Annotated in this window: 11 protein-coding genes and 1 pseudogene; 4 read left to right on the top strand and 8 right to left on the bottom strand. The window is 68.5% G+C overall.

Annotated features, from left to right (window positions below):
• Positions 1–322 precede the first annotated feature (322 nt).
• Both IQ216_RS06680 and IQ216_RS06675 read right to left on the bottom strand, forming a co-directional pair.
• Entirely contained in the window at positions 323–1,576 is a 1,254-nt protein-coding gene (locus IQ216_RS06680) for a DegT/DnrJ/EryC1/StrS aminotransferase family protein (RefSeq protein ID WP_193814855.1), read from the bottom strand.
• A gap of 33 nt (positions 1,577–1,609) precedes the next feature.
• Positions 1,610–2,230: a thioredoxin family protein gene (locus IQ216_RS06675; protein ID WP_193814854.1), complete on the bottom strand. Its 621-nt coding sequence runs from the start codon at positions 2,228–2,230 to the stop codon at positions 1,610–1,612.
• 18 nt (positions 2,231–2,248) lie between these two features.
• Here IQ216_RS06675 and IQ216_RS06670 point away from each other — a divergent pair, with 18 nt between their 5' ends.
• Entirely contained in the window at positions 2,249–2,797 is a 549-nt protein-coding gene (locus IQ216_RS06670; RefSeq protein ID WP_193814853.1) for a hypothetical protein, read from the top strand.
• Between the two features lie 18 nt (positions 2,798–2,815).
• Here IQ216_RS06670 and IQ216_RS14690 read toward each other — a convergent pair whose 3' ends face one another.
• Together IQ216_RS14690 and IQ216_RS06660 are read right to left on the bottom strand one after the other, a co-directional pair.
• Entirely contained in the window at positions 2,816–4,168 is a 1,353-nt protein-coding gene (locus IQ216_RS14690) for an FAD-binding domain-containing protein (RefSeq protein WP_193814852.1), read from the bottom strand.
• 70 nt (positions 4,169–4,238) lie between these two features.
• On the bottom strand, positions 4,239–4,949 hold the full coding sequence (locus IQ216_RS06660; RefSeq protein WP_193814851.1) for a 4'-phosphopantetheinyl transferase superfamily protein: 711 nt from the start codon (positions 4,947–4,949) through the stop codon (positions 4,239–4,241).
• A 212-nt stretch (positions 4,950–5,161) separates the two neighbouring features.
• On the opposite strand from IQ216_RS06660, the gene IQ216_RS06655 reads away from it, so the two are divergent.
• Both IQ216_RS06655 and fabI read left to right on the top strand, forming a co-directional pair.
• Positions 5,162–6,529 (top strand): serine hydrolase, encoded by a 1,368-nt coding sequence (locus tag IQ216_RS06655; RefSeq protein ID WP_228007227.1) that lies wholly within the window; start codon positions 5,162–5,164, stop codon positions 6,527–6,529.
• Positions 6,530–6,739: 210 nt separating this feature from the next.
• Positions 6,740–7,522 carry an enoyl-ACP reductase FabI gene (gene fabI, locus IQ216_RS06650; RefSeq protein ID WP_186697458.1) on the top strand — a complete coding sequence of 261 codons (783 nt, stop codon included), beginning with the start codon at positions 6,740–6,742 and terminating at the stop codon, positions 7,520–7,522.
• 12 nt (positions 7,523–7,534) lie between these two features.
• On the opposite strand, the gene IQ216_RS06645 is transcribed toward fabI, so the two are convergent.
• Positions 7,535–8,056 (bottom strand): carbonic anhydrase, encoded by a 522-nt coding sequence (locus IQ216_RS06645; protein WP_228007226.1) that lies wholly within the window; start codon positions 8,054–8,056, stop codon positions 7,535–7,537.
• Between the two features lie 131 nt (positions 8,057–8,187).
• On the opposite strand from IQ216_RS06645, the gene hisB reads away from it, so the two are divergent.
• Positions 8,188–8,844 carry an imidazoleglycerol-phosphate dehydratase HisB gene (gene hisB, locus IQ216_RS06640; protein WP_193814850.1) on the top strand — a complete coding sequence of 219 codons (657 nt, stop codon included), beginning with the start codon at positions 8,188–8,190 and terminating at the stop codon, positions 8,842–8,844.
• 43 nt (positions 8,845–8,887) lie between these two features.
• Here the strand turns inward: hisB and IQ216_RS06635 are convergent, their stop codons facing one another.
• The 3 genes and pseudogenes from IQ216_RS06635 to IQ216_RS06625 form a co-directional block, all read right to left on the bottom strand.
• Positions 8,888–9,718 (bottom strand): LpxI family protein, encoded by an 831-nt coding sequence (locus tag IQ216_RS06635; RefSeq protein WP_186697462.1) that lies wholly within the window; start codon positions 9,716–9,718, stop codon positions 8,888–8,890.
• Between the two features lie 92 nt (positions 9,719–9,810).
• A complete protein-coding gene (gene hisS, locus IQ216_RS06630) occupies positions 9,811–11,094 on the bottom strand; it encodes a histidine--tRNA ligase (RefSeq protein WP_193814849.1) in 1,284 nt (427 codons plus the stop codon).
• Positions 11,095–11,101: 7 nt separating this feature from the next.
• Positions 11,102–11,389 (bottom strand): annotated as a pseudogene (locus IQ216_RS06625) (hypothetical protein); the annotation flags it as partial.

Genomic DNA, 11,389 nt, shown 5'->3' with positions numbered 1-11,389 from the left:
TCGCAGGTTGCTATGCAGTACGTGATCAGGAGATCAGTGTGCCTGTCGAGGGAAAGAATCGGCCAACATGGGCAGATTTTGGCACCCGAAAGGGTGAAATCAGCCAAGCCAACCTCAGATTCGCCAAACGTTGTTCATTCCGAGCAAATTCCAACCTTGGACCCACTTTCAGGGCTCGTTGCCCAGAGGCTCCCTAATTGTTAACCGAGGGATGCCCCAAAGAAGTTGGGCAAGCTCTATGCAGCGCTCGCCCTACGAGGCTTGGTAGACGTCAAGCGCCTCGGCTTGCTAATCGTTGAACACGGCACCGGGAGATTTGGGTTCAGACCACGCAGCTGGCCCGATCCGGCAGGCTGCTGGGCGCGGCAGCGTCGCCGGGGCGCGCCAGCAGCTGGCCCAGGGCCTCTACAACCCGTTGCTGCTGGGCCTGGGAGAGCTCCGGGAAGATCGGCAGGCTCAGCACCTCGGCGCAGAGCCGCTCGGTGACCGGCAGGCTGCCGGGCCCATAGCCCAGGGCGGCATAGGCCGGCTGGCGGTGAATGGGAATCGGGTAGTAGATGATCGTGCTCACGCCCGCCTCCTGCAGCTGCTGCTTGAGCCAGTCGCGGCAGCGGCCCTGCGGCAGGCCGAAGGCGTCCGTGTTGGCAGCGGGGTCGCAGGGCGCCTCTGCGCGGGCGCCACAGGCCGGGGCGCCGATCGGGCAGGCAGGCACCCGCAGCACGAACTGGTTCCAGCTGTGGCCCTCAGGCCCGGCCGCCGGCAGGGCCACCCCGGGCAGCCCCGCCAGCTGGCTGAGGTAGCGGGAAGCGATGGCCCGGCGGCTCTCCAGCCAGCGGCTCAGGTGGGGCAGCTTCACGGCCAGCACCGCCGCCTGCAGGGCATCGAGGCGGCTGTTGTAGCCGAGATCGGTGTGCAGGTAGCGGCGCGGCATGCCGTGCACCGCCAGCTCCCGCACCCGCTGGGCCAGGGCCCCATCGCGGCACACCACGGCGCCGCCATCGCCGGCGGCGCCAAGGTTCTTGGTGGGAAAGAAGCTGAAGCAGCCCGCATCGCCCCAGCTGCCCACCGGCCGGTTGGCCCAGCGGGCGCCGGTGGCCTGGGCGCAGTCTTCCACCACCTTGAGGCCATGGCGCGCGGCGATGGCGCCAATGCGCTCCATGTCCACCGGCCGGCCGAACAGATGCACGGGCAGCAAGGCCCTGGTGGCCGGCGTGATCGCTGCCTCGATCAGGTCCAGATCGATCAGGTAGCTGGCGGGGTCCACGTCCACGAACACCGGCGTGGCCCCCACGGCACTGATCGCCTCGGCGGTGGCGAAGAAGCTGAAGGAGGCGGTGATCACCTCATCGCCGGGGCCGATGCCGAGGCCGCGCAGGGCGAGCACCAGGGAGTCGGTGCCGCTGTTGCAGCCCACCGCGTGGGCCACGCTGCAGGCCTCGGCAAAGGCGGCCTCAAAGGCGGCGATGGTGGGGCCGCCGATGTACTGGCCGCTACGCAGCACGGTCAACACGGCGTCATCGAGGGCACCACCCAGCTCCTGGATCTGCTCACCGAGGCTGAAGGGTGGCACCTGCATGCGGCTCACCATAAACGCAATGAGCGGCAGGGATCAGCGGGCCCATTCCGGTTCTGAACCTGGATGCCACTTGATGTTGCAGCCGATGGCGGGGCGCTGCTCCCCTGCCGGAGTGCCTCCAGCCTCAAGGGCCGCGAGGGCAGCGCGCAGATCTTTGCCATCAGCGGGCCGGCCCTGGCCGGGGCGGCTGTCATCGAGCTGGCCGCGATACACCAGCCGCAGAGCGCCGTCGGCGGCCGGGGCGAAGAGGTAGGGATCGGGGGTGCAGGCGGCCCGGAAGGCCCGGGCGATCTCCTGGTGGCCATCCAGCAGGTAGGGGAAGGTCCAGGCGTGGCGAGCCGCCTGGGCCCTGAGACCCTCAGCGCCGTCCTGGGGGTGGGTCTGCAGGCTGTTGCTCGAGATCGCCAGGATCCGCAGCCGCGGCGGTGGGCCGGCCACATCCGCCTGAAGGCGGCTGAGCTCCTGTTCCACGTGCTTCACGAAAGGGCAGTGTTCACACAGAAACAACACCAACACGGGGCCCCTGGCCAGGCCATCGAGGTCGAGCGGTTCGCCACTCACCTGCTGGGCAGCACCAGTGGCCAGCTGGGCGCTGATCACTCCGAACGGCAGGGGCGTGCCCAACGGCAGCATGGTGGACGGCGTCAGCGCCATGGGCCTGTTCCTTCATCGATGCCTGCCCTCACGCTAAAGACCTCTTCCCTGCAGGCCAGCGCGGCTCTGGCGGGGTTGCTGCTCAGCGCCGGCTGCGTGCCGGCCCACCGCCAGGCCAGCTGGGCGATCTTCCCCCTGCAGCGCAGCGTGCCCCACGACGGCCTGGCGGTGGTGAGCCAGCCCGATGGCTACGGCCTGCACATCTGGATCGACACTGACACCCGCGAGAGCGGCATCTGCCAGCCCCGCTGGACGCCCGACCCGGCGCGGCTGTTCAACGGCAACGGCACGGCTCCGTTCAGTTCGGGGCTGGCCAGCCGCCAGGAGTTCTTCGATGCCGTGGCCCGCAGCGATGTGCGCCGGGCCCTGCGCCAGCAGAGTGAGGCCCTCTGTAAGGAGGCCGATCCCAAGCGCAGCTTCCGCTGGCTGGAGCCGCCCCTGACACCCGAACAGGTGCAGGTGGAGGCCTTCCCGCTGCTGGAGGAGCCGGATCTGCTCAGCGATCCCGCCGCCGTGCTCGAGCAGGAGGAGGCCTTTCTCAAGGAGGCCACGGAACCCGGGGATTGAGCCCAGGGCTTGAGCTCATCAGCCCATGAGGAAGCGGCGCCACACCAGGGGCTCGGCCTGGCGCCAGTAGCGCGAGAAACGGCGCAGATCGGGATGCGACTCCAGCCGCACAAAGGGTTCCGGCTCCAGCACCTGCACGGGCAGTACCGCGGCAATCCTGCGACGGATCAGCTCGAAGCGGGGATCCACTGCAGCGGAGGTCACCACGCCATCAGCCCCATGACGAGCGGCGAAGGCAAGCACCTGCTCGGCCACATCCCCCTGCCTGAGGCTCACCGGCAGCTCCAGGGCGCATTCGTAGAGGAAGCCCAGCCGTTGGAGGCTGAGGCCAGAGGCCGCGATCAGGGAGGTGTCGAACACGAACAGCGCCGGCGCCTCGGGCCAGGCGCGCAGGGCAGGGTTGGCAGGCCCCAGCGCCTCACCGTGCACCCACACCAGCGGGCGGCCGAGCAGTGGGCCTGATCTCGTAGGCGGAGCGGGAGCCGCGAGTCGCTGCACCGGTGCTGGGAGGCTCTGATCCAGGCCCACCGGCGAGGGAGCGAACAGCCGTTGCTGCAGGGTTTCATAGCTGGCCTCGAAAGGACAGCCGGCCCCAGCCAGCAGGCAGCCGCGACAGTGGCGGTCTCCCGCAAAGCGTTCCAGGTTGGCGCGGTTGAAGATGTAGGGCTTCTGGCTGAAGCTGCTCGCCACCCACTGCCAACTGAGGTTGTTGCTGGCCGGATCTCCATCCAGCAGGTGCTGCAGAAACCAGCGGGCGCCCGCCTGCCACTGCACCTGGCGCCAGTGCACCACATAGCTGGCGAGCCACATCCGAGCGTGATTGTGAAGCCAGCCGCGGCCCAGCAGCTCCCCAGCGAAGGCATCCATGCAGGCCAGACCGGTCCGGCCCGTCGCGATGTCAGCGGGAAGCGCGTCCGCATAGCGGCCGGGGGGATGACCCGTCTTGAGGGGCTCCTGGTCGTTCCAGATGGCATCGCCTCTCTGCTTCCAGAGCCGCTGCCAATAGTCGCGCCAGCCAAGCTCATTGATCAACTTGCCGGCAAGTTGCCGGCCCTCAGCCCGCTGTCCGCTGCGTCCGTAGCCCCGCTCCTCCAGCCAGCGGAACACCGCGTCGCGTACCTCAGCCAGACTGACCACCCCATGGCGGATGTAGGGCGAGAGGCCGCTCACGGCGCCGTCGATGTGGTTGCGGGTGCAGCCATAGGAGATCGGATCCAGCTGGGCGAGCTGGGCCAGGGCAGCCACGCCGCCGCCGCGGATCGGGCTCAACCCACCCCAGGCCGTGGGGAACAGTTCGGTGATGGTCTGCTCCAAATCCTTCCGATCCAGGAAGGTGCTGGGCAGATCAGCCGCAGCATTGGCGGGAGGCATCGGGAGGCAACAGGGTCTGTCGAGCGGCTCGCCCAACGACGAAGCCTGAGGCCATTGCAGCGCATCGGCCTCAGCCGTTCAGCGAGGGATCTGACGCTTGGCCGGCAGCCAGGGCCCCCACATAGCCCCTGCCGAGGCAGAGCCGCCAGTGGCCCATCAGGCCGGCCGATCCGCCCACAGGTGGCGCGGCCAGGCCCCAGCCACCGGCCTTCAGTTCGGCTTCCAGATGACACCAGGCCTGCAGAAACGCCGTGGCCTGCTCTGCAACCGGCTGCTGCAGGAGGGCGTCAACCTGCTGGCTCGACAACAGGCGGCGCGCAATCGGTTGCCAGTTGAGCGCCGGCCGCTCCTGCTCCACATCGACCCCCAAAGGCCGGCAGCGGTGGAGGGCCAGGAGAATCAGATCCCCGGAATGGCTGACATTGAACTGCGGCCCCCCGGGGCAATAGGGCTTGCCTCGCGGACCCAGGGCGATCGCCACGTGCTGCGGCTGCTGATCCATCCAGAGAGCCAACATCTGGCGCAGCAGGCCACGGCCCAGCAGAAAGCGATCCTGATCCGCCTTGTGGCGAAAGCCGCCAAGGCGGCGGTTCTCCTCTGCCGTCAGCGTGCAGACCAAACCAGCCAGCAGGGGAGCGCTGATGCCAGCCCCACGATTCACGGCCAGCAGCAGGGGCTGATCCTGTTGAGAGCAGCCATCCGCAGCAAGGAGTTCCGGCAGGGAGAGCCCCGGGAACCACGGGATGGGCTTGAGGAGTGTCAGATCAGTGGCCTGCGCCATGGGGCCGGGTCAAGGTCTTCCAGGAAACAACGCGTGAAACCCTGGAGAACTCTGCCTGACGGCATGAATCAGGGCCAGCTGCCCTCTGAGCCATGGTCATGGCCTGACCACGCCCACACTGTTGCCAACATCGGGGCAAGAAACTATCCCAAAATCAACACGATCCAGAGATGCTTGATCGCTGCCGGACCTGGCTACGAACGCGGCGAGGCATGGTCTTGGCCTCGATGGTGCTGCTCGGGCTGTCAGGAACGGTCGCAGCGACGCTCTACATCCAGGTTCGCGCCCGGCTCGTTCTGGCCCAGGCTGGATCGGCCTACGTGGCCAAGACCCTCTGCAGCGGGGTCCTGATGGCAGGGATGGACGATGCACAGCTCTGGGCGGCTGAACTCTCGCGGGCTCGCGGTCTGGTGAACGCCAGATTCATTCCTGATCGGGGAGAGATGGTCACCGATGCCCTGTGGGGACTGGTCTCAGCCCGCGCGACGCGGCAATCGAACCTGGGGTGTTCGCTGTACCACCAGGACGTGCCTCCCGTTTCCCTGCCGGAGCAGGCCAGGCCAGTCAGCTCAGATCAGCCCAGCCCATCGATGCCCTGGCGCCTGGATCCCGCCTCGCCAGACGCACCTCCTGGAGCTCCAGACGGGCAGGAACTGCAGGAGGTGTTGGATGAAGCCTTCCGGGAGCCCGATCCCCAGAACCCACGCCGCACCCGCGCTGTCGTGGTGGTGCACAACGGATGGGTGGTGGCGGAACGCTATGCCCCCGGTGTCAGTCCCGCCACACCACTGATCGGCTGGTCAGTCACCAAGGCCCTCACCCACGCCTTGGTCGGCATCGCCGTGAAAGAGGAGCTGCTGCAGCTGGACAAGCCGGTTCAGGTTCCCGAGTGGACCTTGCCTGAGGATCCCAGGCGGGCGATCACCCTCGACCAGCTGCTGCGCATGAGCAGCGGTCTCGCGTTTACCGAGGTCTACGGCGACTTCGAGACGGATGTTGTGAAGATGCTCCTGCACAGCGAGGATGCCGCTGCCTACGCAGCGGGGAAGCCGCTGGAGGCGGAGCCCGGCACGCTGTGGCACTACTCCTCCGGCGACAGCAATCTCATCTCCAGGGGTCTGCGACTGGCCTTGTCGGATGATGCTGCCTACTGGCGATTTCCCTATGAGCACCTGTTCCAGCCCCTGGGGATGGGCAGCGCTGTTTTCGAAACCGATCCTTCCGGTACGTTTGTGGGCTCTTCACTTGCCTACGCCACGGCCCGGGACTGGGCTCGTTTCGGGTTGCTTTATCTCCACGATGGTGTGTGGGGCGATCGGCGTCTTCTCCCCCACGGCTGGGTCAAGCAGGCGATCACACCCACCCCCGGCTCTGAGGGAAACTACGGTGCTCACTGGTGGCTGAATCAGGGCGGCCGTTTCCCTGATCTACCCCGCGATACATTCTATGCGAGGGGGTTCAGTGGACAGCTGATGATGATCGTGCCCTCCCGCAACGTGGTGATCGTGCGGCTGGGCCAGACACCCGGCAAGGGATTTAATCCCAACACCTTTGCCAGGAGAGTGCTGAAGGCGTTGTGAGGATGCGTCTACGACGCATGACAGATGGCCTAACTACACGTGAATGGGATCATCCAGTCAGCAGATGATCGCGAGCACCGAAAACTCTGATGTAGAAGCAGGGGGGCTCATGGACCAGCTCACGGGTTCAGCTCGCTGAGCCGCCTCGTCACCAGGTGAGGTGCTGCGGGAAGATGACAGGCCCACGCTGTGCCACCTCGGCTCCCCCCCATGCTCCTCGATCTGCGCGGCAAGAAGGCCCTGGTCACCGGCATCGCCAACAACCGCTCGATCGCCTGGGGCATTGCCCAGCAGCTCGCTGCCGCTGGCTGTGAGCTGGGGGTCACCTACCTGCCGGATGAGAAGGGCCGCTTCGAGGCCAAGGTGCGCGAGCTCACGGCGCCGCTGAACCCCAGCCTGTTCGAGCCCCTGAACGTGCAGGACCCCGCCCAGATCGAAGCGGTGTTCGAGCAGGTGAAGCGGCAGTGGGGGCAGATCGACGTGCTGATCCACTGCCTGGCCTTCGCCGGCAAGGAGGAGCTGGTGGGCGACTACTCCGCCATCAGCCCCGAGGGCTTCGCCCGGGCCCTGGAGGTGAGCGCCTACTCCCTGGCCCCCCTCTGCCGCCACGCCAAGCCCCTGTTCAGCCAGGGGGCCAGCGTGATCACGCTCAGCTACCTGGGCGCCGAGCGCGCCATCCCCAACTACAACGTGATGGGCGTGGCCAAGGCGGCCCTGGAGGCCTCGGTGCGCTACCTGGCCGCCGAGCTGGGTCCGGAGAAGCAGGTGCGCGTCAACGCCATCAGCGCCGGGCCGATCCGCACCCTGGCCAGCTCCGCCATCGGCGGCATCCTCGAGATGATCCACAACGTGGAGGAGAAGGCCCCGCTCAAGCGCACCGTGACGCAGGACGAAGTGGGCGCCACCGCCGCCTTCCTGGCCAGCCCCCTGGCCTCGGGCATCACCGGCCAGGTGCTCTACGTGGACGCCGGTTACTGCATCACCGGCATGTGAGCACCCGCCCCTTCAGGGGGTGCTGATGAACTGCTCGGTGCGCATCGGCATCACCGCCCCCATCCAGTCGATCGTGGTGGTGTGTAGGTTGTAGAAGGCCGCTTCCACGCTCAGCCGCCCGGCGCGCAGCAGATCGGTGAGCAGCACGCTGGAATCCACCAGGTTGCGGGCGGCATTGAGGGTGTGGTGGCGGGAGGCCTGATCGAGGTCGTGGTGGCCGCCGAGGTTGATCAGCTCCATGCACAGCTGGCCCACCAGCTGCGCCAGGCTCGGCGTGAGCGTGAGCGCCGGGTTCAGGGCCGCCTCCACGGCGCCGCAGCGTTCATGGCCCAGCACCACGATCACCGGCACGCCCAGGTGAGCCACGGCGTACTCCAGCGAAGCGATAGCGGCGGAGGTGGAGAGGGTGCCGGCGTTGCGCACCATGAACAGGTCGCCGAATCCGGTGTCGAACAGCAGCTCCACCGGCACCCGCGAGTCGGCGCAGCCCAGCACCGCGGCGGTGGGGTGCTGACCCGATTCCACCTCGAGCATGCGCTCGCGGCTGCTGTAGGGATGGAGCGATTCACCATCCAGGAAGCGGCGGCCGCAGCGGTGGGCGTGATTGTGGACGGATAGCGGCCGTCAACTTCGGCATGATTGGTACAGTCCCGCCCCTTTGGCCCGTGTCCTCCCTTCCGGACCTCAACCACGACGGCGGCGGCAGCCCCAGCGGCGGCCGCGGTGGCACCGTGCACCGGCTCACCGGTGAAACCGACGTGCGCGTGCGGCTGGGCCTCGATGGCAGCGGCCGCTGCCAGGTGGGCACCGGCGTGCCCTTCCTCGACCACATGCTCCACCAGCTGGCCAGCCATGGCCTGCTCGATCTGGAGATCAGCGCCGTGGGTGACACTCACATCGATGATCACCACACCAACGAGGACGTGGGCATCGCCGTGGGCCAGGCCCTGGCCCAGGCCCTGGGCGACCGGCGTGGCATCCACCGCTTCGGCCACTTCGTGGCACCCCTCGACGAGGCGCTCGTGCAGGTGGCCCTCGATTGCTCCGGGCGGCCCCACCTCAGTTATGGCCTGGAGATCCCGGCCCAGCGGATCGGCAGCTACGACACCGAACTGGTGAAGGAGTTCTTCGTGGCGGTGGTGAACAACTCCGGCCTCACCCTGCACATCCGCCAGCTGGCGGGCTCGAACTCGCACCACATCGTGGAGGCCTGCTTCAAGGCCTTCGCCCGGGCCCTGCGGCTGGCCACGGAGATCGACCCGCGCCGCGCCGGCGCCATCCCCAGCAGCAAGGGAGTGCTGGAGCGGGCTGGCGCAGCCTGAAGCAGAACAGCCCCCGGCCAGGTGCCTGTCCAGGCTCAACGCTTCAGCGGATCTGCTGGCGCGCCCACAGGAAGAGCCCCAGGCGCTCGGCATCGGCCATGGTGCGCTCGGCATCGAGCAGCAGGGCGCCGCGGGCCTCCCAGGCGATGCCGGAAAGGCCTGCTGCTGCGGCCTTCGCCACCGTGGTGGGGCCGATGGCGGGCAGGTCCATGCGGCGGTCCTGCTGGAGCTTCGGGGCCTTGTAGAGCACGCCGGAACGGGGCGCCTCGGGTGGCAGGGCCCGGCTGCTGGCCACCCACTCGAGCATGGCGTCGGTGCCGGGCAGGGCTTCGGTGGCCAGGCAGAGCCCCCCCGCCACCACGGCGCCCTGGCCCACGTCCACCATCGAGATCGCCTCCACGATCTGGGCGGCGCGCTCCACATCGGCCCGGTCCATCTCCGTGGGCAGGCGGCTGGCGTAGACGCCGGGCTCGGGCAACAGCTTGGGCGCCACGTCCTCCACCCCCACCACCTCCAGCCCGAGCTCCTCGATGATCTCCGCCAGGGACCGCAGGGAGGCGTCGTCGCCCTTGCGAAGCGAGGCCAGGATGCGGGGCGCCGCCATCAGGGTGGAGCCCTCGAAACGCATGATGTTGAGAGCCCGGGGCCGGTGGAACTTGCCCACCATCACCACCTGGCGGATGCCGCGCTTCTCGAGCGAGCGGAAGAAGGAGATGGAGCGCTCGAAGTAGAACTCCTCAGCGTCCTCCAGCTCCACCTCCAGGCCATGGGGCCGGCAGACCAGGTGAGGCCGCCCAGACGCCCTCAGGGCCTGCGAGAGCATCCTGGGCAGCACGCCGGCACCGGCAATGATCGCGAGGGTCGAGTCACCCATCTAGGCCGGCGGTCACAGTCCAGTCGTGGTTGGCGGCAGTCAACTGCCAGCACGTGGTCACTGACGGCCTGGAGTGGACACGTCCTCAGTCGTCATCGGGCCAGCCGCGCCGCGACTTGCTCGGGGCTGAGCCGCTGATCGGCGCTGGCGGCAGGGGAGCCCTCCGCCCCGCTAGGGCGCAGCTGGCGCAGCAGCACCACGCCGGCACTGGCCTCGTCCTCGCCGATCACCGCAGCCCAGGCAGCGCCGGAGCGATCGGCCCGCTTGAACTGCTTGGCGAAGGCGGCTCCGCTGGGATCGATCTCCACCACCAACCCGGCCCGGCGGCAGAGCCGCGCCAGCGGTAGGGCCTGGGCTTCGGCCTCCGCGCCGCGGCTCACCACGTAGAGATCCGGCGGCGGCTGGCTGGGCAGGCCCGCGGTGGCGGAGCGGCTGAGCAGCAGCACCAGCCGCTCCAGCCCCATCGCCCAGCCGATGGCCGGCGTGGCCGGGCCGCCCAGCTGCTGCACCAGGCCGTCGTAGCGACCGCCGCCGCACACCGTGGCCTGGGCCCCGAGCTGATCGCTGGTGATCTCGAAGGCCGTGTGGCTGTAGTAGTCGAGGCCCCGCACCAGGCGGGGATTGAGCTGCACCGGGATGGCCAGCGCCGCCAGGCCGGCCTGCACCGCTTCGAAGCGCTCGCGGTTGGCCGCACAGAGGCTGTCCAGCAGGCTGGGCGCCTCAGCCAGCAGGGCCTGGGTGTCGGGGTGCTTGGCATCCAGCACCCGCAGGGGGTTGGTCTGGAGGCGGGCCTGGGACTCGGGGTCGAGCTGGGAGCGGCGCTGCTCCAGCCAGGCCACCAGCTGCTGGCGGTAGCCGGCGCGGTCTTGCGGGCTGCCCAGGCTGTTGAGTTCGAGCGCCAGGCCGCCCACCCCCAGATCGGCCAGCAGATCCCACGCCACGGCGATGGCCTCCACATCGGCGCGGGGGTCGGCAAAGCCGAGCAGCTCCAGGCCGATCTGATGGAACTGGCGCTGGCGGCCGGCCTGGGGGCGCTCATAGCGGAACATCGGTCCGCCATACCAGAGCCGCTGGGGCCCCTGGCTGAGCAGCCCGTGCTGCAGCACCGCCCGCACCACCAACGCCGTGCCCTCCGGCCGCAGCGTGCAACTGCGCTCGCCCCGGTCAATGAAGGAGTACATCTCCTTCCCCACCACGTCGGTGGCCTCACCGATGCCGCGGGCGAACAGCTCGGTCACCTCCAGCAGCGGCGTGCGGATCTCCTGAATGGCGGCGCGGCGAAAGTGCTCCGCGGCCCGGCCTTCCACGTGCTGCCAGAGGGCCGTGGCCCCAGGCAAGAGGTCCACCATGCCGCGCAGGCTCTGCAGCGAAGCCAATCCCGATTCAGGCGAAGGGAACTGAGTCTGCCTGGCGAAGCCGCGCTGCAGGGTCCTGGACCCGCGCTGAGCCGTGATAGTCCAGATACCAGCGGGCGAAGCGCTCCACTCCCTGCTCCAGGCTGGTGGAGGGCTGGAAGCCCACCCAGGCCTGCAACCGGGAGGTGTCAGCCGCCGTGGCCGTCACATCGCCGGGCTGCATGGGCTGCAGATCGAGCACGGCCCGGCGGTTCAGCGCGGCCTCCAGCACCCGGATGAAGCGCAGCAGCTCAACCGGCTCACTGTTGCCCAGGTT

Source organism: Cyanobium sp. LEGE 06143, assembly GCF_015207535.1.
Classification (GTDB): domain Bacteria; phylum Cyanobacteriota; class Cyanobacteriia; order PCC-6307; family Cyanobiaceae; genus NIES-981.
The sequence above is the reverse complement of the archived record's forward strand: the minus strand, read 5'-3'. Positions and strand labels throughout refer to the sequence as shown.

What these genes read in the sequence shown, in the direction of transcription:
- IQ216_RS06680 (WP_193814855.1), bottom strand. Translation starts at nt 1,576, where the DNA reads ATGCAGGTGCCACCCTTCAGCCTCGGTGAGCAGATCCAGGAGCTGGGT.
- IQ216_RS06675 (WP_193814854.1), bottom strand. Translation starts at nt 2,230, where the DNA reads ATGGCGCTGACGCCGTCCACCATGCTGCCGTTGGGCACGCCCCTGCCG.
- IQ216_RS06670 (WP_193814853.1), top strand. Translation starts at nt 2,249, where the DNA reads ATGCCTGCCCTCACGCTAAAGACCTCTTCCCTGCAGGCCAGCGCGGCT.
- IQ216_RS14690 (WP_193814852.1), bottom strand. Translation starts at nt 4,168, where the DNA reads ATGCCTCCCGCCAATGCTGCGGCTGATCTGCCCAGCACCTTCCTGGAT.
- IQ216_RS06660 (WP_193814851.1), bottom strand. Translation starts at nt 4,949, where the DNA reads ATGGCGCAGGCCACTGATCTGACACTCCTCAAGCCCATCCCGTGGTTC.
- IQ216_RS06655 (WP_228007227.1), top strand. Translation starts at nt 5,162, where the DNA reads ATGGTCTTGGCCTCGATGGTGCTGCTCGGGCTGTCAGGAACGGTCGCA.
- fabI (WP_186697458.1), top strand. Translation starts at nt 6,740, where the DNA reads ATGCTCCTCGATCTGCGCGGCAAGAAGGCCCTGGTCACCGGCATCGCC.
- IQ216_RS06645 (WP_228007226.1), bottom strand. Translation starts at nt 8,056, where the DNA reads ATGCTCGAGGTGGAATCGGGTCAGCACCCCACCGCCGCGGTGCTGGGC.
- IQ216_RS06635 (WP_186697462.1), bottom strand. Translation starts at nt 9,718, where the DNA reads ATGGGTGACTCGACCCTCGCGATCATTGCCGGTGCCGGCGTGCTGCCC.